At 64.9% G+C, this 23,376-nt stretch carries 22 protein-coding genes and 1 pseudogene; 13 read left to right on the top strand and 10 right to left on the bottom strand.

The window, feature by feature from the left end; all coding sequences use genetic code 11:
- The first annotated feature begins 1 nt into the window (after position 1).
- Positions 2-1,237 (top strand): CaiB/BaiF CoA transferase family protein, encoded by a 1,236-nt coding sequence (locus tag WBG56_RS04245; RefSeq protein ID WP_424265549.1) that lies wholly within the window; start codon positions 2-4, stop codon positions 1,235-1,237.
- Positions 1,238-1,310: 73 nt separating this feature from the next.
- Here the strand turns inward: WBG56_RS04245 and WBG56_RS04240 are convergent, their stop codons facing one another.
- Together WBG56_RS04240 and WBG56_RS04235 are read right to left on the bottom strand one after the other, a co-directional pair.
- Complete coding sequence (locus tag WBG56_RS04240) at positions 1,311-2,747, bottom strand: catalase (protein WP_424265547.1); 1,437 nt, start codon at positions 2,745-2,747, stop codon at positions 1,311-1,313.
- A 213-nt stretch (positions 2,748-2,960) separates the two neighbouring features.
- A complete protein-coding gene (locus tag WBG56_RS04235; RefSeq protein ID WP_424265545.1) occupies positions 2,961-5,342 on the bottom strand; it encodes a Tex family protein in 2,382 nt (793 codons plus the stop codon).
- A gap of 108 nt (positions 5,343-5,450) precedes the next feature.
- Between WBG56_RS04235 and WBG56_RS04230 the strand changes: the two genes are divergently transcribed.
- Positions 5,451-7,439, top strand: a complete 1,989-nt coding sequence (locus WBG56_RS04230; RefSeq protein WP_424265543.1) for an ATP-dependent DNA helicase — start codon at positions 5,451-5,453, stop codon at positions 7,437-7,439.
- On the opposite strand, the gene WBG56_RS04225 is transcribed toward WBG56_RS04230, so the two are convergent.
- On the bottom strand, positions 7,426-8,232 hold the full coding sequence (locus WBG56_RS04225) for an outer membrane protein assembly factor BamD (protein WP_424265714.1): 807 nt from the start codon (positions 8,230-8,232) through the stop codon (positions 7,426-7,428). The genes WBG56_RS04230 and WBG56_RS04225 overlap by 14 nt on opposite strands.
- Before the next feature lie 88 nt (positions 8,233-8,320).
- Here WBG56_RS04225 and WBG56_RS04220 point away from each other — a divergent pair, with 88 nt between their 5' ends.
- From WBG56_RS04220 to phaR, 5 genes are all read left to right on the top strand, one after another.
- A complete protein-coding gene (locus tag WBG56_RS04220) occupies positions 8,321-9,301 on the top strand; it encodes an RluA family pseudouridine synthase (protein WP_424265541.1) in 981 nt (326 codons plus the stop codon).
- Positions 9,285-10,058 carry a peptidoglycan editing factor PgeF gene (pgeF, locus tag WBG56_RS04215; RefSeq protein ID WP_424265539.1) on the top strand — a complete coding sequence of 258 codons (774 nt, stop codon included), beginning with the start codon at positions 9,285-9,287 and terminating at the stop codon, positions 10,056-10,058. Before WBG56_RS04220 ends, pgeF begins: the two co-directional genes overlap by 17 nt.
- A 158-nt stretch (positions 10,059-10,216) precedes the next feature.
- Positions 10,217-11,836: a PHA/PHB synthase family protein gene (locus WBG56_RS04210; RefSeq protein ID WP_424265712.1), complete on the top strand. Its 1,620-nt coding sequence runs from the start codon at positions 10,217-10,219 to the stop codon at positions 11,834-11,836.
- Positions 11,837-11,847: 11 nt separating this feature from the next.
- Positions 11,848-12,585, top strand: a complete 738-nt coding sequence (gene phbB, locus WBG56_RS04205) for an acetoacetyl-CoA reductase (protein WP_424265537.1) — start codon at positions 11,848-11,850, stop codon at positions 12,583-12,585.
- Positions 12,586-12,590: 5 nt separating this feature from the next.
- On the top strand, positions 12,591-13,157 hold the full coding sequence (phaR, locus tag WBG56_RS04200; RefSeq protein WP_424265535.1) for a polyhydroxyalkanoate synthesis repressor PhaR: 567 nt from the start codon (positions 12,591-12,593) through the stop codon (positions 13,155-13,157).
- 6 nt (positions 13,158-13,163) lie between these two features.
- Here phaR and WBG56_RS04195 read toward each other — a convergent pair.
- The 7 genes and pseudogenes from WBG56_RS04195 to WBG56_RS04165 all read right to left on the bottom strand — a co-directional run.
- A pseudogene (locus tag WBG56_RS04195) lies at positions 13,164-13,337 on the bottom strand (DUF2274 domain-containing protein); the annotation flags it as partial.
- The gene (locus tag WBG56_RS04190; RefSeq protein ID WP_424265533.1) at positions 13,271-14,524 is read right to left on the bottom strand and encodes an MFS transporter; all 1,254 of its coding nucleotides are present in this window, start codon (positions 14,522-14,524) and stop codon (positions 13,271-13,273) included. The pseudogene WBG56_RS04195 and the gene WBG56_RS04190, both read right to left, overlap by 67 nt.
- On the bottom strand, positions 14,521-15,567 hold the full coding sequence (locus WBG56_RS04185; RefSeq protein WP_424265710.1) for an alcohol dehydrogenase catalytic domain-containing protein: 1,047 nt from the start codon (positions 15,565-15,567) through the stop codon (positions 14,521-14,523). The genes WBG56_RS04190 and WBG56_RS04185 overlap by 4 nt, the downstream gene beginning before the upstream one ends.
- Positions 15,568-15,569: 2 nt before the next feature.
- Positions 15,570-16,676 (bottom strand): flavin monoamine oxidase family protein, encoded by a 1,107-nt coding sequence (locus WBG56_RS04180; protein WP_424265531.1) that lies wholly within the window; start codon positions 16,674-16,676, stop codon positions 15,570-15,572.
- 2 nt (positions 16,677-16,678) lie between these two features.
- Positions 16,679-17,347 carry a cupin domain-containing protein gene (locus WBG56_RS04175; protein ID WP_424265529.1) on the bottom strand — a complete coding sequence of 223 codons (669 nt, stop codon included), beginning with the start codon at positions 17,345-17,347 and terminating at the stop codon, positions 16,679-16,681.
- A gap of 140 nt (positions 17,348-17,487) precedes the next feature.
- On the bottom strand, positions 17,488-17,769 hold the full coding sequence (locus WBG56_RS04170; protein WP_424265527.1) for a hypothetical protein: 282 nt from the start codon (positions 17,767-17,769) through the stop codon (positions 17,488-17,490).
- Positions 17,770-17,840: 71 nt separating this feature from the next.
- Positions 17,841-18,614 carry an SDR family NAD(P)-dependent oxidoreductase gene (locus tag WBG56_RS04165; RefSeq protein ID WP_424265525.1) on the bottom strand — a complete coding sequence of 258 codons (774 nt, stop codon included), beginning with the start codon at positions 18,612-18,614 and terminating at the stop codon, positions 17,841-17,843.
- A 39-nt stretch (positions 18,615-18,653) separates the two neighbouring features.
- Between WBG56_RS04165 and WBG56_RS04160 the strand changes: the two genes are divergently transcribed.
- From WBG56_RS04160 to WBG56_RS04135, 6 genes are all read left to right on the top strand, one after another.
- Positions 18,654-18,782, top strand: coding sequence for a hypothetical protein (locus WBG56_RS04160; RefSeq protein ID WP_424265523.1), 129 nt, complete (start codon positions 18,654-18,656; stop codon positions 18,780-18,782).
- A 136-nt stretch (positions 18,783-18,918) separates the two neighbouring features.
- Positions 18,919-19,851 (top strand): transcriptional regulator GcvA, encoded by a 933-nt coding sequence (gcvA, locus tag WBG56_RS04155; RefSeq protein WP_424265521.1) that lies wholly within the window; start codon positions 18,919-18,921, stop codon positions 19,849-19,851.
- A 264-nt stretch (positions 19,852-20,115) separates the two neighbouring features.
- Positions 20,116-20,652, top strand: a complete 537-nt coding sequence (locus tag WBG56_RS04150; RefSeq protein WP_424265519.1) for an iron transporter — start codon at positions 20,116-20,118, stop codon at positions 20,650-20,652.
- A gap of 1 nt (position 20,653) precedes the next feature.
- The gene (locus WBG56_RS04145; RefSeq protein ID WP_424265517.1) at positions 20,654-20,998 is read left to right on the top strand and encodes a cupredoxin domain-containing protein; all 345 of its coding nucleotides are present in this window, start codon (positions 20,654-20,656) and stop codon (positions 20,996-20,998) included.
- A 15-nt stretch (positions 20,999-21,013) separates the two neighbouring features.
- Positions 21,014-21,862 carry an FTR1 family iron permease gene (locus WBG56_RS04140; RefSeq protein WP_424265515.1) on the top strand — a complete coding sequence of 283 codons (849 nt, stop codon included), beginning with the start codon at positions 21,014-21,016 and terminating at the stop codon, positions 21,860-21,862.
- An 81-nt stretch (positions 21,863-21,943) separates the two neighbouring features.
- Positions 21,944-23,374 (top strand): 4Fe-4S binding protein, encoded by a 1,431-nt coding sequence (locus WBG56_RS04135; RefSeq protein WP_424265708.1) that lies wholly within the window; start codon positions 21,944-21,946, stop codon positions 23,372-23,374.
- Positions 23,375-23,376: the final 2 nt, after the last annotated feature.

Genomic DNA, 23,376 nt, shown 5'->3' with positions numbered 1-23,376 from the left:
CATGGCGCAAGACGCAGCGGGGGCCCTGTCGCGCATCCGGGTCCTGGACCTGTCGCGAGTGCTGGCCGGTCCCTGGGCGACCCAGATCCTGGGCGACCTGGGCGCCGACGTCATCAAGATCGAACGGCCCGAGGCCGGCGACGACACGCGCGGCTGGGGACCGCCCTGGATGCCTGACGAGCAGGGACGGGAATCCCGCGTCGCGGCCTATTACCTGTGCGCCAATCGCAACAAGCGCTCCGTCACGGTGGATATGGCCAGCCCGGAGGGCCAGGACCTGATCCGCCAATTGGCGCGCCAGTCGGATGTGCTGGTGGAAAATTTCAAGGCGGGCGGGCTGGCCCGCTACGGCCTGGATTACGACAGCCTGAAGGCGATCAATCCGCGCCTGGTGTATTGCTCGATCACGGGATTCGGGCAGACCGGCCCGTATGCGGCCCGCGCGGGCTATGACTTCCTGGTCCAGGGGCTGGGGGGATTGATGAGCGTCACCGGCCGGCCCGATGATCAGCCGGGGGGTGGCCCCATGAAGGTCGGTGTGGCCCTGACCGACATCCTGACGGGCCTGTATGCGGCCAATGCCATCCAGGCCGCCCTGGCCGCCCGGGAACACACCGGCCTGGGCCAGCATGTGGACATGGCCTTGCTGGATGTGCAGGTCGCCTGCCTGGCCAACCAGGCCATGAATTACCTGGCCACGGGCAACAGTCCGGGGCGACTGGGCAATGCACATCCCAGCATTGTGCCGTACCAGGATTTCCCGACTGCGGATGGCTATATGATCCTGGCGATCGGCAATGACGGCCAGTTTGCCCGCTTCTGCGAGGAAGCCGGGCGGGCGGATCTGGCCGCCGACGCCCGTTTCGCCACCAATCGGGCGCGGGTGGAGCACCGGGATGCCTTGATTCCCATCCTGCGTCATCTGACCACGGCGCGCACCACCGCCCAGTGGATCGATGCGCTGGAATCGCGGGCCGTGCCCTGCGGGCCCATCAATGCGGTCGGGCAGGTCTTCCAGGACCCTCAGGTACAGGCGCGGGGCTTGCGCATCGACATGCGGCACCCGGAAGCCGGGTCTGTGCCTTTGGTGGCCAGCCCGATCCGCTTGTCGGATACGCCGGTGAATTATCGCCGCCCGCCGCCTGCGCTGGGCGAGCATACGGCCCAGGTCCTGGAGGAGGTCCTGGGCCTGACACCGCAGGCGATCGAGACTTTGCGCGGGCAGGGGACTGTCTAGCCGCCGCATCCCCCGGGCGCCGGCCGCCACGGTATTCGGGATACTGCCGCTGCGGGCCCCGCAGCGGCGCCGATCAGCCCTGCTGGGCGCGGATCGCGGCAGCGACCCCCGCGCCATAGGCCGGGTCCGCCTGGGTGCAGTGTTCGATGTGCAATGCCTGCACGTCGGCGCTGACGCCGGCGATGGCGCGGGCCGTGTTGTCGAACAGGGCCTGCTGCTGGGCGGGCGACATCAGGCGGAACAGATTGCCGGGCTGGGAAAAATAATCCGGATCTTCCCGGTGGTTCCAATGGTCGGCGGCGCCTTCCAGGCTCAGCGGCGGTTCGCCGAATTCGGGCTGCTCGGCCCATTCGCCGGCGCGGTTGGGCTGGTTGCCGGTCAATCCGCCATGGTTGCCGTCCACCCGCATGGCGCCGTCCCGATGAAAGCTGTGGAACGGACAGCGCGGGGCATTGACCGGAATCTGGTGGTGGTTCACCCCCAGCCGGTAGCGCTGCGCATCGCCGTAGGAAAACAGGCGCGCCTGCAACATGCGGTCGGGTGAAAAGCCGATGCCCGGGACGACGTTGGCCGGTGTAAAGGCGGCTTGTTCGACTTCGGCGAAGAAGTTTTCCGGATTACGGTTCAGTTCCAGCACGCCGACCTCGATCAGCGGGTAGTCGCCGTGCGGCCAGACCTTGGTCAGGTCGAAGGGGTTCAGGTGGTAGCTGCCGGCATCCTTTTCCGGCATGATCTGCACGGACAGCGTCCAGCGGGGGAAATTGCCCTGGGTGATGCTGTCATGCAGGTCGCGCTGCGAGCTTTCCCGGTCGCGGCCGATCAGTTCGGCCGCCTGGGCATCGCTCAGGTTGCGGATGCCTTGTTGGGACTGGAAGTGGAACTTCACCCAGAACCGTTCCTGGTCGGCGTTGATGAAACTGAAGGTATGGCTGCCGAACAGATGCATGTGGCGGAAGTCGGACGGGATGCCCCGGTCGCTCATGACGATGGTGATCTGGTGCAGGGCTTCGGGCAGGCCGGTCCAGAATTCCCAATTGTTCTGGGCGCTGCGCAGGCCGGTGCCCGGATCGCGCTTGACCGCGTGGTTCAGGTCCGGAAATTTCAGCGGATCGCGAAAGAAAAAGACCGGGGTGTTGTTGCCGACCAGATCCCAGTTGCCCTGTTCCGTGTAGAACTTCATCGCCACGCCGCGGATGTCGCGCTCGGCATCCGCCGCGCCGCGTTCGCCGGCGACGGTCGAGAACCGGATGAACATCGGCGTCTGCTTGCCGACTTCCGAGAAGAGGGCGGCGCGGGTATAGCGCGTGATGTCCTGGGTGACGGTGAACGTGCCGTATGCGCCCGCGCCCTTGGCGTGCATGCGGCGTTCCGGGATGACTTCGCGGTCGAAATGGGCCAGCTTTTCCAGCAGCCAGACATCCTGCAGCAGGGCCGGCCCGCGGGGACCGGCGGTCTGGATGTTCTGGTTGTCGACGACAGGGGCGCCTGCGGCGGTGGTCAGTTTCTTCATGCTTCTGCTCCTGAAATGAACCTGGTTCGGGGAGGGCGGCGGGCTACTGTCCGGTATCCCGTAGCTTATGAAGCAGTCTAAGCGCAATCGGAAATTTAATAAAATTGATTATGTATTAATGAATGATAGTTCTTTGCTATTTATCAAAGACCCGGCGCGGCGCGGGGGGCGACGGCCGCCGCCACATCCCGCGCCGCGCCGGGTGAAGACCGTTCAACGCTTGTTCTGCAAGCGTGCGAAGGCGTCGGCCATGGCGCCTTGTGGAGCGGCGGCCGGCCGTTCGGAATGGCCGGGGCGCGCACCGGGGCGTCCGCCCGGCCGCCTGCCGGCGCCCGAGCCGGCTTCCTCCGAGCGGCCCCGTGAGCGTGGCTCCGGGTCGTCCTTGCGCATGGTCAGCGCGATCCGCTTGCGGGCCACGTCGACTTCCAGCACCCGCACCTGAACCGTCTGGCCGACACGCACGACGTCGCGCGGGTCCTTGACGAATTTGTCCGCCAGAGCGGACACGTGCACCAGACCGTCCTGATGCACGCCGATGTCCACGAAAGCGCCGAAATTGGCCACGTTGCTGACCACGCCCTCCAGCACCATGCCGGGAGCCAGGTCCTTGATGTCGTGGATGCCTTCCTTGAAATGCGCCGTCTTGAATTCCGGACGCGGGTCGCGTCCCGGTTTCTCCAGTTCGGCGAAGATGTCGCGCACGGTGGGCAGGCCGAAGCGCTCGCTGGTGAAATCCGCCGGCGACAAACCTTTTAGCGCTTGCGCCTGCCCCATCAGGGCAGAGGCCGGCCGGCCGGCCTTCAGCACGATCTGCTCGACGACCGGGTAGGCCTCGGGGTGGACGGCGGATGCATCGAGCGGATTGTCGGAGCCCGGCACGCGCAGGAACCCGGCCGCCTGTTCGAAGGCCTTGTCGCCGAACCGGGGGACTTCGCGCAAGGCCTGGCGGTTGGGAAAGGCCCCGTGCGCCTCGCGCCACTGCACGATGTTGCGGGCCAGGCTGGCGTTCAGGCCGGAAACCCGGGTCAGCAGCGGCGCCGATGCGGTGTTCACGTCGACCCCCACGGCGTTCACGCAGTCCTCGACCACGGCGTTCAGCGAATGCGCCAGTTCGCGTTGATTGACGTCGTGCTGGTATTGGCCCACGCCGATGGCCTTGGGTTCGATCTTGACCAGTTCGGCCAAGGGGTCCTGCAGCCGGCGGGCGATGGATACGGCGCCGCGCAGGCTGACGTCCAGGTCCGGGAACTCCTGAGATCCCAGCTCAGAGGCCGAATACACGGAAGCGCCGGCTTCGGACACCACCATCCGCTCGAATGCCAATTCGGGGTGGCGTTCGCGCAGGGTGGCCGCCAGGCGCTCGGTCTCGCGCGAGGCCGTGCCGTTGCCGATGGCGACCAGCGGAATCCGGTGGCGCTGGATCAGGGCGGCCAGAGTGCGCAGGCTGCCTTCCACGTCGCGGCGCGGCTCGAACGGGTAGATCGTGGCGGTATCCAGCACTTTGCCGGTCGCGTCGATGGCGGCGACCTTCACCCCGGTGCGGATGCCGGGGTCCAGGCCCAGCACGGCCTTGGGGCCGGCGGGGGCGGCCAGCAGCAGGTCCTTCAGATTGGCGGCGAAGACGCGGATGGCTTCGGTCTCGGCGGCTTCGCGCAGCCGGCCGATCAGTTCGGTTTCAAAGGTCGTCAGCAATTTGACGCGCCAGGCCCAGCGGCAGACTTCGGCCAGCCAGTGCTGGCGCGGCGTGGCCTGGGCGTCGAAGCGGGCATCGATGGACAGCAGGTCGGCGATGCGAGTGACGCACGGGTGCGGCGTCTGGGCTTCTCGTTCGGCGTCCAGGCCCAGGCGCAGGTCCAGGATGCCCTGCTGGCGGCCTCGCAGCAGGGCCAGCACACGGTGCGAGGGCAGGGTGCGCAGGGCTTCGTGGAAATCGAACCAGTCGCGGAATTTCTCGCCTTCGGATTCCTTGCCGGCCACCACCTGGGCGTAGAGCAGCCCGGTTTGCCAGAGCTCGCCGCGCAAGGCTTCCAGCAGCGGGGCCTGCTCGGCGAAGCGTTCGGCCAGGATGTCGCGGGCGCCGTTCAGGGCGGCCTTGGCGTCGGCGAATCCGGCCTCGGCATTCAGGTAGTCGCCCGCCAGCGTTTCCGGATCGGCCGCGCGGTCGGCCAGCAGCGTATCGGCCAGAGGTTCCAGGCCTGCTTCGCGGGCGATCTGGGCGCGGGTGCGGCGCTTGGGCTTGTATGGGGCATACAGGTCTTCCAGGCGTTGCTTGCTGTCGGCCGCCAGGATCTCGGCGCGCAAGGCGTCGTCGAGCCGGCCCTGCTGGGCGATGGAATCCAGGATGGCGACGCGCCGGCCTTCCAGCTCGCGGATGTAGAGCAGCCTGACTTCCAGTTGGCGCAACACCGTGTCGTCCAGCCCGCCGGTGACTTCCTTGCGGTAGCGGGCGATGAATGGCACGGTGGCCCCGGTATCCAGCAGATCCACCGCGGCGGCGACCTGGGCGGGACGGGCCTCCAGCTCGGCGCACAGCAGGTGCAGGACCCGCGCGGGGTCGACGGAGTGGGGGGAGACGGCGGTAACGGCAGTGGACATGCGGACGTCCTAAAATACGAAGGTCAAGCGGCGCATTTTGCCATAGCATGCGCCCCGCCCGGAAATGCCTGGCGTATCATCCCCCGATTCATCTTGTCTTCCTTTCCCATGTCCAGTGATGATCTGCACGCCGTATTCGGCCCTGAAGGTCCTTTGGCCCGGCAGCTACCCGGCTATGTGCCGCGCGAGGCCCAGCAGGCGCTGTCGGCCGCAATCCAGGACACGGTGGCGGCCGGCGGCGTGCTGGTGGCGGAGGCGGGGACGGGGACGGGCAAGACCTGGGCCTATCTGGTGCCGGCCTTTTTGTCCGGCGACAAGGTCCTGATCTCCACCGGCACCCGCACGCTGCAGGATCAGCTCTTTCGGCGCGACATTCCGCGCTTGCGCCAGGCGCTGGCGATGTCCGTGGACGTGGCCTTGCTCAAGGGCCGCAGCAACTATGTCTGCCACTACCATCTGGAACGCCTGGAACAGGACGAGCGGGGCCTGAAGTCGCGCGATGAAATCGCTCAACTGAGGCAGATCCGCCAGTTCACGCAGCTCAGTCCGACCGGCGACAAGGCCGATCTGCCCGCCGTGTCCGAAACCGCCGATATCTGGAATCGCGTCACCTCGACTCGCGAGAACTGCCTGGGGCAGGATTGCCCCTTTGTGCGCGATTGTTTTTTGCTGAAGGCGCGGCGTCATGCGCAGGAGGCGGATGTCGTCGTGGTCAACCACGCGCTGTTCATGGCGGATCTGGCCCTGCGCGAGGAAGGCATTCCGGATCTGCTGCCCGAAACCCGGCTGGTGGTGTTCGACGAGGCCCATCAGCTGCCCGAGACGGCCACCCGTTTTCTGGGCCAGAGCGTGTCGCTCCATCAGATGCTGGATCTGGCGCGGCAGGCCGAGGCCGCCGGTCTGGCGCAGGCGCGCGAAGCCGTGCGCTGGGCCGAGCATTGCCAGGCCCTGGAGTCCGCCGCCCGTGAACTGCGCCTGGTGAGCGCGCCGGTGGGACGGATGCCCGGCGGGCGGGCGACCTTCGATCAGATCCCCGAACCCGAAGCTTTCGATGCCGCGCTGGACCGGCTGAGCCAGGCCCTGGATACGCTGGCCGAGGCGCTGGGCACCCAGGAAGAGCGCCATCCCGACCTGGCGGCGGCGGCGCGCACGGCCCGCACGCTGCGGGCCCGGCTGCTGCAATGGGCGCAACCCGCCCGAGGGCAGCCGGAACCCGCGGACCAGGCGGCGGTGCGCTGGCTCGAACACAGCGCCCATTCCGTGCGCCTGCACCGTGCGCCCTTGTCGGTGGCCCGCATTTTTTCCGGCTTCCGTCGTCCGGAACAAGCCTGGGTGCTGACGTCCGCGACCCTGTCGGTGCGCGGCGATTTCGCGCACTTCCAGCATCAGTTGGGGCTGGGGGGCGCCCAGACCGCCAGTTGGGCCTCGCCCTTCGATTATCCGGCTCAGGGCCTGCTGTATGTGCCGCAGACTCTGCCTTGGCCCAGCGATCCTGGGTTCACCGATGCCTTCGCCCAGGCGTTGATGCCGCTGGTGGACGCGTGCGCGGGCGGGGTCCTGGTGTTGTGCACCACGCTGCGGGCCGTGGACCGGGTGGCGGATCAGCTATTGCGCGGGCTGTTGTCGTCGGATCGGCCCGTGATGCGTCAAGGCGAAGCCACGCGCGGCGTCCTGCTGGAACGTTTCCGGTCGGTCGGCAATGCCGTGCTGGTGGGCAGCACCAGCTTCTGGGAAGGCATCGATGTGCCGGGCGATGCGCTGACGCTGGTGGCGATCGACAAGCTGCCCTTCGCGCCGCCCGACGATCCCGTGCTGGAGGCCCGGCTGAATGCCTGCCGCGCCGAAGGCGGCAATCCGTTCATGGAATACCAGCTGCCGCAGGCGGCGCTGCTGTTGAAGCAGGGCGCGGGCCGTCTGATCCGGTCGGAACAGGATTGGGGCGTCTTGATGGTAGGGGACGGCCGCTTGGTGGACAAACCCTACGGCCGATTGCTGTGGCAGGGCTTGCCGCCCTTTGCCCGCACGCGCGATGCGGCGGTGGCGGCGGATTTCCTGGCGCATCCACCCACCGCCGATCCGCTGGCTACAGCCAGTTGATCGGGTTCCAGGCGCTGCCGGATTCCTTCAGGCCCTGCTTGTAATACTTGCTGTCGGGGAAGTTCTTGTCCAGCACCCGTTTGGCGTCATCGGCCAGATTGGGCATGTCGAGCTTCTGGTAGCTGAGCATCATCAGGTACAGCGCCTTTTCCACGATGGGAACGCCTTGGAAATCCGTGACCACGGTTTGCGCCCGGTTGACCGCTGCGACATAGGCGCCGCGCTCGTAGTAGTACTGGGCGATATGGACCTCGTTTTCGGCGATGGTGTTGACCAGCCAGGCGACGCGTTTGCGGGCATCGGGGGCGTAGCGGCTGTCGGGATAGCGTTTGATCAGTTCATTGAAGGCTTCGTAGGATTCGCGCAGGCCTTTGGGGTCGCGTTCGCTGGGATCCTGGCGGGTGATGTTCGACAGGATGGCGCTGGGCGGCGTGAAAGTGATCATGCCTTTCAGGTACAGCATGTAGTCCGTGCCGGGGTGGTTCGGGTACTGCTGCAGGAAGCGGTCGATGGCGGCCTTGGCCTGTTCGGGTTCTTCGTCTTTCCAGTTGATGTAGGCCTGGTCGATCAGGGACTGCTGGGCGTAGATGCCGAAGGGGTAGCGGGCTTCCAGGGCTTCCAGGTTTTTCCGGGCGTCGGACCAGTTGCCCGAACCCATGTCGGACCGGGCCTGGCTATACAGGCGTTCGGCGCTCCAGCCGGCGGTCGGGTCGACCTTGCCCGAGGTGGAACTGCACCCGGCCACGAATGCCAGACAGAGGCCGGCCAGTGCCAGCCGGGCGAGAGACGGCAGGGATTTCAGGAAAGCAGGTGCTTGCACGGCCACGGGGCATCCTTGATCAAGGTGTTAGCATTGTCGGCAGATTATATGATTTGTCGCCATGTCTGACACAGAGATTGCTACCGAGGACGCGGGCCCTGACGAGCCGGTGCTGTTTGAACTGCCCTTGCGGGCGCTCCCGGATCGTCTGGACAAGGTCCTGGCCCGTCTGTTGCCCCAGCATTCCCGCAGTCGCCTGCAGACCTGGATCGAGGATGGGCACGTGCGGGTGGACGGGGCCGTGGGCAGGATCCGCACCCGCGTCGGCCCTGGCGCGCAGATTCAGGTCTGGCCGCAGCAGGCGCCCGAAGACCTGGCGTTCGTTCCCGAACCCGTGGCTTTCGACGTGATCGAGGACAGTCCCGACTGGATCGTGGTGAACAAGCCCGCCGGCCTGGTGACGCATCCGGGGGCGGGCAATTGGCATGGCACCTTGCTCAATGGCCTGCTGTACCGCTATCCCGAATTGCTGCATGTCGCCCGCGCCGGCATCGTCCATCGGCTGGACAAGGACACCTCCGGCCTGCTGGTGGTCGCCCGCACTGAAATCGCGCAAACCGCGCTGGTGCGCCAACTGCAGGCAAGGACCGTCAAGCGCGAGTATCGCGCGCTGGTCCACGGCGTTCTGACCGGGGCAGGCACGGTCGATGCGGCGATCGGCCGTGATGCCCGTGTGCCGGTGCGCATGAGCGCCGACCGGCCCATCGCGGCCAAGCCGGCCGTCACGCATTATGCCGTGCAGCGCACGGGGCGGTGCGACGATCAGCCTGTGTCCGAAGTCCTGTGTCGCCTGGAAACCGGCCGCACCCATCAGATCCGCGTGCACCTGGCTTTGCTGAAACACCCTTTGCTGGGCGATACCCTGTATGGCGGGCGTCCGGTGGCGGGGGCCGCGCGCCAGATGCTGCACGCCCAGGCCCTCAGCTTCCAGGACCCCGGGACCGGGCGGCAGCCGTCGTTCACGGCCGATCTGCCCGAGGATTTCCGCGCCGTGCAGGCGCGTATGGCATGGGACGGAGACCTCCATGACGCGCATTCTTGAATGGACGGCCGGCCTGCGAGGCGTGACCGGGGCGCCCTGGCCGGGGGTGCGGTATGTCAGCACCTGGCGCTGCGGCGGCGTCAGCGTCGCCCCCTGGGACAGCCTGAATCTGGGCCTGCACGTGGAGGACGATCCGGCCGCTGTGCGGGAGAACCGGGGCCGGGTGCGCGCCGGCCTGCCCTCGGAGCCGCTCTGGCTCGACCAGGTCCATGGGACGACGGTGTGGCACGCCGCTGCGCAGCGGCAGACTGCCCCGGAGGCGGCGCCTTGCGCGGATGCCGCGGTCACCATCAGCCGAGGCCGGCCCCTGGCGATCATGACCGCGGATTGTCTGCCGGTGGTGCTGGCCGATCAGGCAGGCACCGTGCTGGGGGCGGCGCATGCCGGCTGGCGGGGCCTGGTGTCCGGCGTGCTGGAAAACACCCTGTCGGCCATGCGACGGCAGGCCCCGCAGGCGTCAGCCTGGCGCGCCTGGATCGGCCCCGGGATCGGGCCCGACGCGTTCGAGGTGGGGGACGAGGTCCGGCGCGCTTTTGTGGATCTGGATGCCGGCGCGGCCATGTGCTTCGCGCCCTCGGCGCGGGCCGGTCATTGGCTGGCGGATCTGGCCGGTCTGGCGGCGCGGCGGCTGGCGCAGGCGGGCGTCGGGGAAGTCGAGTCCAGCGGGGAATGCACCTACCGCCAGGCGGATCGATATTTTTCCTACCGGCGGCAGGCGCGCACGGGGCGCCAGGTCACGTTGGCATGGCTGGTATGATCCCGGACACGCGGTCCTGTGGCGCCGGATCGGCCGCCAAGGCCCGCCCGGCGCGGCACTAGCGAATTACCCGGATTGACGCCCGTGGTCAGCATGGCAGAATGAACAACATTGAGGTCGTGGGGCTGCATCAGGCCTCACCGGGGCGGGGGGATGTCATGGGCGATAAGAATTCATCTCAGCGGTCGATGCCGCCGGGTGTCTCGTCCGACCGCCTGGCAGCCATCCAGGCCGACTTCCTGCAGGCTTGGCAGGCATTGCTGGATCAGGCGCGCCAGGGGGCGCTGGCGTCCTTGACGGACCGGCGTTTTGCCTCGGAAGCCTGGTCCAATAATCCGCATGCCCTTTTTTCAGCCCATGCCTACCTGATCGTGGCGCGCGCCCTGCAGGATCTGGCGCAGGCCGCCGACCTGGGCGACGCCGCCCGGGAACGCCTGCAGTTTTCCGTCATGCAGTGGGTCGAGGCCGCCGCGCCTTCCAATTTCCTGGCCAGCAACCCGGACGCGGTCCAGGCCTTGCTGCGCAGCGGCGGCGATACGTTGCAGCGCGGCCTGGCCAACCTGCTGCACGATCTGCGGCGGCGCCGCATCACCCAGACGGACGAATCGGCCTTCGCTCCGGGTGGCAATCTGGCCGTCACGCCCGGCGCCGTGGTGTATGAAAACCCGCTGATGCAGCTCATCCAGTATCAGCCGCAATGCGCCCAGGTGCATCAGCGGCCGCTGCTGATGGTGCCGCCCTGCATCAACAAATACTACATACTGGACCTGCAGCCTGCGAATTCCTTGGTGGCGCATGCCCTCCAGGCGGGTTTCCAGGTCTACATGATCTCCTGGCGCAATCCGCAGGCCGGGGATGTCGACGGCATCGACGGCAAGACCTGGGATGATTACATCCAGGACGGTGTCCTGCAGGCCATCGATGTCGTGCAGGCCATCAGCCGCCAGCCACGGATCAATGCCCTGGGTTTTTGTGTCGGCGGCACGCTCTTGTCCACCGCATTGGCCGTCGCCCGGGCGCGGGGTCAGGACCCGGTGGCGGCCCTGACGCTGCTGACCACGTTGCTGGATTTCCACGACACCGGGGTCCTGGACGTCTTCGTGGATGAATGGCATGCCCGCACGCGCGAACAGCAGCTGGGAGATGGCGGCCTGATGACGGCCGGCGAATTGTCCACCACCTTTTCCTTCCTGCGTCCGGCGGAACTGGTCTGGAATTACGTCGGCTCGAACTACCTGATGGGGGAATCCCCCCGCGCCTTCGACCTGCTGGCCTGGAATGCCGACGGCACCAATCTGCCCGGGCCGTTCTTTGCCTGGTATTTCCGCAATACCTACCTGGAAAACCGCTTGAAGACCGGCCAGCTGCGCGTGTGCGGGCAGGCGGTGGATCTGCGCGCCCTGGACATGCCGGCCTATCTGTACGCCTCGCGCGACGACCACATCGTACCCTGGCGCTCGGCCTATGCCTCGACCCTGCTGCTGCGCGGCCCCTTGCGTTTCGTGCTGGGCGAATCCGGCCATATCGCCGGCGTCATCAATCCTCCGGCGCGCGGACGGCGGGGCTACTGGTTTCGGGACGCCGGCGACTTGCCCAGCGATCCATCCGAATGGGAGGCCTCGGCCGCGCATGCCGCGGGCAGCTGGTGGCCCGACTGGCTAGGCTGGCTGGCCGGCCACGCAGGGCCCATGCGGCGGGCCGCCCGGTCCCTGGGCAATACACGATACCCTGTCATAGAGCCCGCCCCTGGGCGCTATGTCAAAGTAAAAGCTGACTGAAGGAGAACCCTATGAGTGGAAAACTGGCTTACGTCACCGGTGGCATGGGCGGCATCGGCACCTCGATCTGCCAGCGCCTGGCTAAAGAAGGCTTTACCGTGGTGGCGGGGTGCGGCCCCAGCCGCGACCACCTCAAATGGCTCAGCGAACAGGCGGCCCTGGGGTATAAGTTCAATGCGTCGGTGGGCAATGTGTCCGACTGGGATTCCACCGTCCAGGCCTTCGTCAAGATCAAGGAACAGTTCGGTCCGGTCGACGTGCTGGTCAACAATGCCGGCATCACGCGCGACGGCGTATTTCGCAAAATGACCCAGGAAGACTGGCGCTCCGTCATCGACACCAATCTGAACAGCCTGTTCAACGTCACCAAGCAGGTGATCGACGATATGGTCGATCGGCAATGGGGGCGCATCATTAACATCAGTTCCGTCAATGGCCAGAAGGGCCAGTTCGGGCAGACCAACTACTCCACGGCCAAGGCCGGCATCCATGGCTTCACCATGGCGCTCGCCCAGGAGGTCGCCAGCAAGGGCGTTACCGTCAATACGATATCGCCCGGCTATATCGGCACCGACATGGTCCGCGCCATCCGCCCCGACGTGCTGGAAAAGATCGTGGCCACGATTCCGGTGAAACGGCTGGGCACGCCGGAAGAAATCGGTTCTATCGTCGCCTGGCTGTCCTCCGATGATGCCGGGTTTGCCACCGGGGCGGATTTTTCGCTCAATGGCGGCCTGCACATGGGTTGAATCAGATGCCGCAAACTACTTCCGCGCAGTCCGAACGACTGATCAAAAAATACCCCAACCGCCGGCTCTACGACACGCAGTCCAGCGCCTACATCACCTTGGCGGACATCAAACAGCTCGTGCTGGAGAACACCGTCTTTCGCGTCGTGGATGCGAAAAGCGGCGAGGACCTCACCCGCAGCATCCTGCTGCAGATCATCCTCGAAGAAGAGTCCGGCGGGATGCCGATGTTCTCGGCCAATGTCCTGGCCCAGATCATCCGGTTCTACGGCCACGCCATGCAGGGGGTCATGGGCACGTTCCTGGAAAAAAACATCCAGGTGTTGATGGACATCCAGGATCGCATGGCCGAACAGTCGCAAGGACTGTATCAGCAGCACTTCGGCCCCGAGGCCTGGGCGCAGCTGATGAACATGCAGACGCCGGCCTTGCAGAACATGATGAACAACTACATCGAGCAAAGCCGCCACGTGTTCCTGCAGATGCAGGACCAGATGCAGGACCAGACCCGCAACCTGTTCACCGGTTTTCCCTTCCCGGGGCAGCCGGAGCCCGGCAAGAAAAAACGCTGAATACCCCTATCCCCGAGATGGAGGGCAACCGCCGCCATACGCCTTGAGGCGCTGGCGGCGGTTGCGCCTGAATCCCTGATCGCCCGCCATGAAGGCTTCCAGCATGTGCGGGATCAACTTCTCCGCATTGGTTGCTTCGCCATATGCCCGCGCGTGCGGCGAGGCGTACCTTTCGTCATCGCCGCAGCTAGTGCCACGACTGCTAGCGCAAGCGGCACGAAGGACACCCATAGCACCGTGTTCCATCCATAGGCTGATAGCAGGCCGCCCGATGAGAACGAACCGATCGCCATGAGGCCGAAGACGATGAAATCGTTGAGCGACTGCACACGGGTCTTCTCCTCGGGCTGGTGACACTCCAGCACTAGCGCTGATGCGCCGAGGAAACCGAAGTTCCACCCCATACCCAGGAGGATCAGTGTGGCCCAGAAGTGCGCCACGTCGATGCCGCCCAGCCCGACGGAGGCGGCAAGCCCGGTCAGCGCGAGGCCCATTGTCGCCACGCGATGAGCGCCGAAGCGCGCGATCAGACTGCCTGTGAAGAAGCTCGGCGCGTACATCGCGATGACGTGCCATTGCAGGCCCCAGTTGGCGGACTCCTGCGAGTGCCCGCAGATGTGCATGGCCAGCGGCGCGGCCGTCATCAAGAAGTTCATCAGCATGTACGACACCGCACCGCAAATCGCAGCGGCTACAAAGCGTGGCTGTCGCGCAATCTCCGCGAGCGGCCGCCCGCTAGCGATCTCCTCTGCCGTGGGCATGGGCAGCTTCACGCCCAGCAGGATGAAGGCAGAAACGACGGCGACTGCGGCCTGCACGAGGAAGGTGACAGCGAACATGTGTGGCGGCCACAGGTCCATGGTCCATGTGACCAACTGCGGCCCCACAACCCCGGCGGCCACGCCTCCGGCCATGACCAGTGACAGCGCCCGCGCGCGCCGTGCCGGCGCCACGCCATCAGCCGCCGCGAAGCGGAATGACAGCACCACGGCCGCATAGCTGCCGCCAAAGAAAGTCGCCAGGCAGAACAGCCAGAACCAGCCCATGAGCACGGCAGCCATGGCCAGCAGGCCGGCCAGCACTCCAGTTCCGGTTCCCGCTAGAAAAGCAGTGCGCCGGCCATGCCGCCTGGCGATGGCGCCCACGGGCAGGATGCAGGCCGCCATACCCACCACAAAAATGGAAATGGGCAGCGTGGCCAACATCGGCGAAGGAGCCAGCATGTCGCCAACAATGGCGCCCGTGGCATAGACCACGACCGAGTTGGCTCCCGCCAGGGCCTGGGCAATGGACAGGCGCCAGATGTTTCCCTGCTGCACCTTCTCGGGCAACAGATCGGATTTCGGTGCAGAAGCAGCAAGAGTCATTTTTGTTCCGTTGTTTGATGTGTGCGTCCGGTGGTCAGCACCATGCGGTACTTGACGTCGCCGGACCGCAGCCTGCGCAGTGCCTCGGTGGCCTGTTCCAGGGGCAGAACTTCGATGCGCGGCCGCACGTCCGCCAGTACGCTGAAGTTCAGTGTCTTCTCGTTGTCGTAGGGTGTACCGGTGATCGACCCCAGGATGCTGCGCTGGCCACCCACCAGCAGGGCTGCGGGCACTTGCAACGGCCCCTTGCCCGGGTTCAGTACGACCAGCCGCCCTTCAGGCGCCAGGCCAGCCAGCAATGCCGCCACCGTGTCGGCATGGTCGATCATGGCCACGATGGCCTGCACGCCACCCATGCCCTTGAGCCGGGCCACAGCATCTTCCTCGCGGTTGTCGATGTAGACGTGCGCCCCCAAGGCCAGAGCATCCGCCGCAATGTCGCTGCCGCGTCCGATGGCGACCACTCTGAACCCCATGCGGCGCGCATATTGCAGAGCCATATGCCCCAGGCCGCCAATGCCTAGGATGACTACCGTATCTCCGGCCTGGGCGCCGCACTTCTTCAGTGCATTGAAAGTCGCTATGCCCGCGCACAGGATGGGCGCAGCTTCTTCCGAGCGCAGCTCATCGGGAATGGCGACCAAGCCGGTACTGCGCACAAGCATCATTTCGGCATAGCCGCCATCGCAACTGTTGCCGACCACCGGCTGGTCTAGACAAAGCTGAAAATGCCCCTGCCTGCATTGCACACATTCGCCGCAGTAGCCGCCCAGACGACCGACGCCGATGCGCTGGCCCAACCTCCAGAGAGCGGGAACACCCGATCCGAGCGCCACGATATGCCCGACGACCTCATGGCCGGGCACGCGCGGCGGCTGTAACGTCGGATCGGCCTTGTCGATGTCGGCTGCATCCGCACCGCAGACGCCGCAGGCTTCGACTGTTATCAACACCTGCCCGGGGCCGGGTGTAGGCGTTGCGCGCTCCACCAGTTCCAGCACGCCAGGCCGGGTCACCTGCATAGCGCGGTAGGTAGTCTTCATCTTCATAACTGTTGCTCCAAAAGGGGAGGGACGCCGAGTGCAGCCGCCTCGATCGCTCCGGCAACGTATCCCGGAAACTGAGGCGACCACTCGCTGGCGATACCCGTGATTCGGCCCATCCACAAACCCTCAGCCACTGAAGCAGCAGGTGCGGAGCCATGGTGGGCGGGTCCATCCTGATCCGCCGAGGTGGCAGTCCAAGGGTCGGCGGCCCAATCCTTGATGAAATCAGCCTGCGGCGCTGCAGCTCGCTCTCCGAACAAGCGCACGAACTGGGCGCGGCAATGCGTGCGCAATACTTCTTCGGAAACGCCGCACCGCACACGAGCCGGCACGCCGAAGAAGCCAAATAGAGCGGAACCGCCGCCAGGCATCGAAGCGTCATGGATCTCTCCCAGCGGGCCCCGAGCGCTATGCGCTTCGCCGGACAGACCATATTCGCGCCAGAACGGCGTGTCGTAGAGAGCTACATACTTTGCGTGCGGCGCCATCCATGTGGCCGTCCCCTGCCATGCGCGCATCACCGCTTCAGGCAGCACGGGCGTGAAGCCAATCAAGGCCACCGCCAAGCGCGGCGGAACAGCCAGAAGTGCATGCTGCACACGGTAGGTGATGGCGCGCCCCTGAGCATCCTCGGCATCCAACTCCACATGAAGCCCATCGGAGCGCATATGCAGCACGCGATGGCTCGACATGAGATTCGCTGGCGTCAATCCCAGCCGTAGGGCATCGGTCAGCGCACCCATCCCCCCCACCAATCGCATGGAAGGAGGCGCCGAGGCATAACCTCGCGCGCGCATGGGTGCGGCGTTCGGCGTGCGCTCAACGACCATATCGCCGTCCTCATGCTGCTCAAAGCGCTCCAAGCCGAGACGGTCGATAAGATCGTCAAGTTGCCGCTGATAGGCGGGCCAGAACCATGTTGGCCCAAGGTCGAAGCGGTCAAGCGGCGAAATGCCAGAGATCGACGATGTGGACGCGATTCGACCGCCCCAAACGCTGCGGGCCTCCAAGATTACATAGTCATGGATGCCTTGTTGCTCCAGCAAGTGCGCGGCATATAACCCGGCCAGACCTCCCCCCACGATGGCGATGCGTAGCTTTCGCATGGTCATGCCTCCTCCGGCATTTCGCCCAGGCGAGCGATCTTGAGATAGAGGGTCGTGCCGTGTGTGGCAGCCACGATCCCCGGATATTGGCCTGCGGGCAGGCGCATCCAACTGCCACGCTCATAGGATTCGCCGTCAGCCACCACATTGCCACTCAGCACCAGCAGTTCGGCACCGTCCACGGGTTCAGCGAACAAGGCTTCGCCCAGCGCCAGCCGCTGCAAGCTGGTCTGCTCGGCCTCGTTCGAGAACAGCGGACAGACCTCGCGGTCGGCCTGATTCTGCCAGGACTGAGCAGCTCGGGTGTCGATGCGCACCGGGTCTTGCTCGTCCGGCCGCATCTGCTGGAGCTTGACAAAGATAACGGCGCCTTCCCCGCTGGAAGGTTGGTGGTTGGAGCCTGACGGGTTGCGCAAGTACCAGCCTGCCGCGTAGTGCATGCCGTCTTCGGAGAAGGTGCCGGATAGCACGAGGATTTCTTCGCCACCAGGATGTTGATGGCGCGGAAAGGAAGATTCAGGTGCGTATCGCACGATGCTGGTGGCGCGCGCTTTTTCCATACCCACTCGATCCAGCATCACCCGCTCAACGCCCCCTTGAGGCGAAGCCACCCATTCATATTGGCGGGGCACCACGACGACGCGGCGCGAGAAATCTGCGTTGATCAGCATTGACAATGTTCCAGATGCAGCAGGAAACCGCCTTGCTGCGGGATTGGCGGGCAAGTCCGCTCCTGCCGCTTCGGCCTACTTGTTCGGCAACTGTTGGGGTTGGCAAACCAGGCATCGGTGTGATGCCTAGTGTTGAAGGTTCATGCGGTTTGGTAGATGCGCACGTCAGGAGCTGCAGCGAGCAGAGGCTTCAGGCCCGCCACCACGTCGGCCGTGAACAGTTCGCTCTGCAGGTAGGCGTTCGCGTTTTCCTTCGTATCGAAACCGTGCAGCACCTGCACGTCTTCGTCGCGCACCAGCAGTTCCTTGGACTTAGCGCCAGTGATCGTGTCAAGGAACGGCGCCTTGTACTTCTGATAGATGCCTGCAGCGGCTGCCCGGTTGGCTTCAGCAATTTGCAGGGTGATTTGCAGATAGACCATATGTGTCCTTCTTGTGGGGTAGTTGAGAAGTCGATGAATACAGGGCAGGAGCAGGACTCCTGCCCAGCGCATCAGTTGCGGCCGGCCATCACGCCGCCGTCCACGTCCCAGATGGCGCCGGTGACCCAGCTCGCCTTGTCCGAAAGCAGGAAGGTAACGACTTCAGCCACGTCCTGCGGCGTGCCGACACGGCCGATCGGGTGGAAGCCGTTGAAGCCCTGCAGCGCACTGTGCACTTCGGCCTTCGGGATGAAGCCCTCGTAGATCGGCGTCTGCACCACCGCAGGCGACACGGCATTGACGCGGATGTGCTTGGGCGCCAGCTCCATTGCCAAGTGCTGGGTCAGCGAGTGCAGGCCGGCCTTGGCCATGGAATAGGCCGACGACGGCGTGGCCGAGATGGCCTGCTTGGCCCACATCGAACCGATATTGACGATCGCACCCGGACGATCCTTGGCCACGAGGTTGGCGGCGACCTTCTGCGTGATGAAGAAGAACGCCTTGTTCAGCTTCATGTACTGGTCGTAGTCCGCCTCCTGGTGCTCCAGGAAGGGCTTGGGAAAGAACACGCCGGCCGCATTGACCAGCAGGTCGATGTCGGAATACTGTTCGTCGATGGCCTTGAGGAGGGCCGCCACGCCCGCGTCATTGCTCAGGTCCGCCGTCAGCGCTGCCACTTGGCCCAGCGCGGCCAGTTCCTGGCGAGCCTCTTCGGTCTTGCCCGCACGATGGCCCACGACCACGACGGAGCCGCCCTTAGCGAGGACCATCTTGGCTGTTTGCATGCCCATGCCGCTGGTGCCACCGACGACCAGCAGCTTCTTACCTTTGAACTGATTGCTCATGTGAAATCTCTCTACCTGCCAATCGACAGGTTCCGGTTCATGAAAAAGCGGGACGAGCGGCTTTTTCCGCCCAATGTCCGTACCGATGCAACGGGCAACGCCTTTTCCCTGGATGGGAAAAAAGCGCCATCAAGGTTTATGCTTGCCAGCAAGAAAAGCTACTTATGAAGGCATGCGAAGAAATGCTCGTGCCAGTTGCGCACCACGAGAAAAATGGCCTTGAATAAGGCTAAATTCTTCGCTTATTCCGCTGTGCTGACAAATGAGATAAAGTGTCTGGTATAGAAAGAAAAACTTTCCCACATTGAAGACACCTGTTTACCTGAACGCCCTGCGCGCGTTTGAAGCCAGCGCCCGGCACCAGAGCTTTTCGGCTGCGGCGCAGGAACTCCATGTCACACCGGCAGCGGTGGGCCAGTTGGTTCGCGGGCTGGAGGGATGGCTTGGCACTCCCCTATTCAACCGAGGCCCAAGCGGCAAAGCCAGGCTTGTGGCGACCGATGCCGCATTGCGTGCGCTACCTGACATACGCGCCGGCTTCGACAAGCTGATCCTGGGCTTGGACCGTCTCCAGGAGGGGGCCGTCGGCGGCATATTGACGGTCACAGTCAGCCCTGCATTCGCGGCAAAGTGGCTGCTGCCGCGCATCGACCGATTTCAGAGCGCTTGCCCGGACACGGATGTGCGACTGGATACCAATCACAAGTCAGTGGACTTTGTCGCTCAGCAGATCGATATTGGCGTGCGCTACGGCTTAGGGAAGTGGCCTGGCCTGAAGGCCGACAAGCTCATGGACGAAGAAGTTTTCCCGGTGTGCTCTCCGGATATGTGGCGCCGGTGCAGAGAGTTGTGCAAGCCGAATGATCTGGCCCACGAAACCCTGATTCATGACTTGTCTATGACCGGCCATGCGGGCTTCCCCTCGTGGGAAGCGTGGATGGGGAAAGCCGGGGTTGCTGATGCCGCGATGACCTGGCGTGGCTTGCGGATCAACAATTCAGCGGCCGTCCTGCAAGCGGCGATCGAGGGGCACGGCATTGCGCTTGCACGCAGCGTCATGGCACGAGATGACCTGGCAAGTGGGCGCCTAGTGCGTCTCTTCCCAGAAATCAGCTTTGCTTTGGATGTGGCCTATTACGTCGTGTACCGTCCTGAGTGCTCCGGTTTGCCGAAATTGGTGGCTTTCAGGGATTGGCTGTTGAGTGAAGCGGCTTCGCAAAGTGAACCCTCTCTTTAATGGCGTGCTTCGGTACTTACAGACCTTTCTGGCGACCGTGTACGAATTCGTCGAACGGCACACCAGGCTCACGTATTTGTAATTTCTTTTCGTAATACGTAATGCGTCAGTGAGGTCTCTATCTCACCCGCAGGGCCGCAGGCATCGCGCCGCGCTCCAGCTGGCGGCGGTTGCGGCAAAAAAATTCGTGTTTTGCTCTGCGCCGGCCGGGCTGCGGTGGTAAATTAACGAGAATCATTCTTCTTATCATGACGGAGAGCTTTTATGGTGAACAAGCTGTTGATCGCTGTGGCGGGTCTGGGTCTGGCGTCTTCCGCGCTGGCGGCCGAATATCCCATCGGCGAGCCCAAGGACATTCATGGCCTGGAAGTGGCCGCGGTCTATCTGCAGCCGGTCGTCATGGAGCCCGAGGGTATGATGCGGGCCGCCAAAGACTCGGACATCCACCTGGAAGCCGACATCCATGCCACGGCCGACAACAAGAACGGTCTGCCCGAGGGCGCCTGGGCGCCCTATCTGAATATCCAGTACGTGCTGCAGAAGCAGGGCAGCGACAAAGTCCTGAAGGGTGACTTGATGCCGATGGTGGCCAATGACGGCCCTCATTATGGCGATAACGTCAAGCTCGAAGGTCCGGGCAAATATCAGCTGACGTTCGTCATCGGTTCGCCGGAAACCGCGCCGCATAATCATTTCGGCCGCCATGTGGACAAAGAAACCGGCGTGGCGCCGTGGTTCAAGACCTTCGAGGTGAAATACGATTTCGTGTTCGCCGGCACGGGCAAGAAGGGCGGGTACTGAGATGCGCCCCTGGCTGGCCGTTCTGATGGTGGCGCTGTCCGGCTGGCTGGCGCCCGTGGCGGCGGCGCGGGCCGATATGCCGGTCTACACCCTGACCTTCAAGGCGGACGGCACCTTCGAGCCGGCCCGTCTTGAGGTCCCCGCCGGGCGCTTCAAGATCGTGCTGGTCAATGAAAGCACTGAAGCCGTCGAATTCGAAAGCCTGCCCCTGCGCAAGGAAAAAGTCCTGGGGCCGGGGGTGACGTCGTTCGTGGTGCTGTCTCTGTCCCGGCCCGGGGAATACCCCTTCTTTGATGATTTCCATCCCCAGGTGAAGGGCACGCTGGTCGTGCTGCCCAAACCCTGATTCCGGACGCGATCCATGGAACAAGTCGCCTTTATCGTCTGGCGTGAAAGTGTCGAGGCCCTGCTGGTCGTGGGCATCCTGTACTCCTGGCTCCGGGCTTCGCCCGAGGGGCGGCGCGGCCTGCCCTGGCTCTGGGGCGGGGTGGGAGCCGGGCTCTTGCTGGCCGGCGCCCTGGCCCTGGTGCTGTTGGGTATGGCGTCATGGCTGTCCGACACGGGGCAGGAATGGTTCCAGGCGCTGATGGCGCTGGCGGCGTGCGCCCTGGTGGTGCAGATGGTGGTCTGGATGCGTCATCATGGGCGCGGCCTGCGCCGGGAACTCGAAACCGGGGCCTCCGCGCAGATCGGCGGAAACCATTGGTGGGGGCTGTTGGCGCTGGTCATGATCGCCGTGGCTCGCGAAGGCAGCGAGACCGTGGTCTTTCTATATGGCACGGTCCTGTCTTCGCAGCAGGACGGCCGGCTGTGGCCCATGGTCCTGGCAGGCGCGGGCGGTTTTGCCGTGGCCTTGCTGACGTTTTGGTTGTTGCAGCTGGGCGGTCGGATCATCACCTGGCGGCGGTTTTTCAAACTGACCGAAATCCTGCTGCTCCTGCTGGCCGGCGCCCTGCTGGTATCCGCCACCGACCGCCTGATCTCCCTGGGCGCGTTGCCCGCTCTGGTGGACCCGATCTGGGACAGCAGCGGGCTGCTGGGGACCGAAGGCGGCCTGGGCAAGATTCTGGCCGATTTCGCCGGCTATCGCGCCTACCCCGCGCTGTCGCAGGTGCTGATCTGGCTGGGATACTGGGTCGTGGTGATCGGCCTGTTGCGCCGGGCTTCGGGACCCGCCTCCGGACGGGCCGGGGTGCCGGCATCCACCTGAGGCCGCATTTGCGCGCGGCGTATCCTCGGTATACGCTTTGCGCCTTGTGCGTTCGGTAGGCGCAATCAGGACACAGGCATGATGGGGTCGGTTTCTCGTGGGCAAGGGTTTCGGGCGCAGGTGGCGCGGGCGGGCGATTTCCTGCGCGACCATCAGCGCGCCATCCGCGGCATCCAGTGGGTGATCGTCGGCGTGTACGTGGCGCTGCTGGTCATTCCCGCCATATTGCCGCTGCCCGACCGCAGCGCATCCGTCTTCAACAATCTTACCGTCGTGGCCCAGTTCGCCTTCTGGGGCGTCTGGTGGCCTTTCGTCCTGGTCTCGATCCCCTTGTTCGGCCGCGCCTGGTGCGGTCTGTTCTGTCCGGAAGGCGCCCTGACCGAATGGGCCAGCCGCCATGGACGGGGCGGGGCGATTCCCCGCTGGATGCGCTGGGGCGGCTGGCCGTTCGTGGCTTTCAGCCTGACGACGATCTACGGCCAGCTGGTCAGCGTCTATCAGTATCCCTGGGCCGTGGCGGCCGTGCTCGGAGGCTCCACGATTGCGGCTATGATCGTGGGCTGGCTGTATGGGCGCAACAAGCGGGTGTGGTGCAAATACCTGTGTCCGGTCAATGGGGTGTTCAATCTGCTGGGCAAGCTGGCTCCTTGGTATTACCGGGTGGATGCCCAGGCCTGGCGGGCGCCGGTGCGGCGCGTCGAGTCCATCAACTGCGCGCCTCTGTTGCCGCTGCGCAATATGCAAGGGGCCGCCGACTGCCATATGTGCGGCCGCTGCAGTGACTACCGGGGCGCCATCACCCTGTCGCCGCGTTCGCCGGAAGCGGAAATCGTCCAGGTGGCCGAGGGCAGCGGCTGGCAGACGATGCTGATCGTGTTTGGCCTGATGGGTCTGGCCGTGGGCGCGTTTCTCTGGAGCGCCAGCCCCTGGTTCGTCACGCTCAAGCAGACCATGGCGACCTGGCTGGTCAACCGGGACGTGTATTGGCCGCTGGCCGACAATGCTCCATGGTTCATTCTCACGCATTATCCCCAGGTCAATGACAGTTTCAGCTGGCTGGACGGCACGGTCATCCTGCTGTTCATCTTCGGGGCGGCGGGCGTGGTGGGCGGCGCGACGTTTGGCGGCCTGTGGCTGGCCGATCGCCTGTTGCCGGCCGCTCCCCCGCGTCCCGGAGTGCGCGACGCGGCCGGCCAATTGCTGCGCAGCCGTCTGGCGGGTGTTCACAAGCTGGCCCAGGGTTTGATCCCCGCCGCCGGGGTGGGGGTGTTTCTGGGGTTGTCAGCCACGACCCTGACCTTGCTGCAGCATGAAGGGGTGGCGACGGGATGGGCCAATCCGGTCCGCTTCACCATGTTGGCCCTGGCGCTGGCCTGGAGCCTGCGCTTCGAGTGGCGCCTGGCCGGTTTGCGCACGGACAGTATCTGGCGCAAGAGTGGGGCGGTCGGCGCCGTGGCCGTGGGGCTGCTGCCTTTTGTCTGGGCCTGGCTGTTGTTTTTCGTGCTGTGGTGATG

Source organism: Castellaniella sp., assembly GCF_049671645.1.
Classification (GTDB): domain Bacteria; phylum Pseudomonadota; class Gammaproteobacteria; order Burkholderiales; family Burkholderiaceae_B; genus Castellaniella.
The sequence above is the reverse complement of the archived record's forward strand: the minus strand, read 5'-3'. Positions and strand labels throughout refer to the sequence as shown.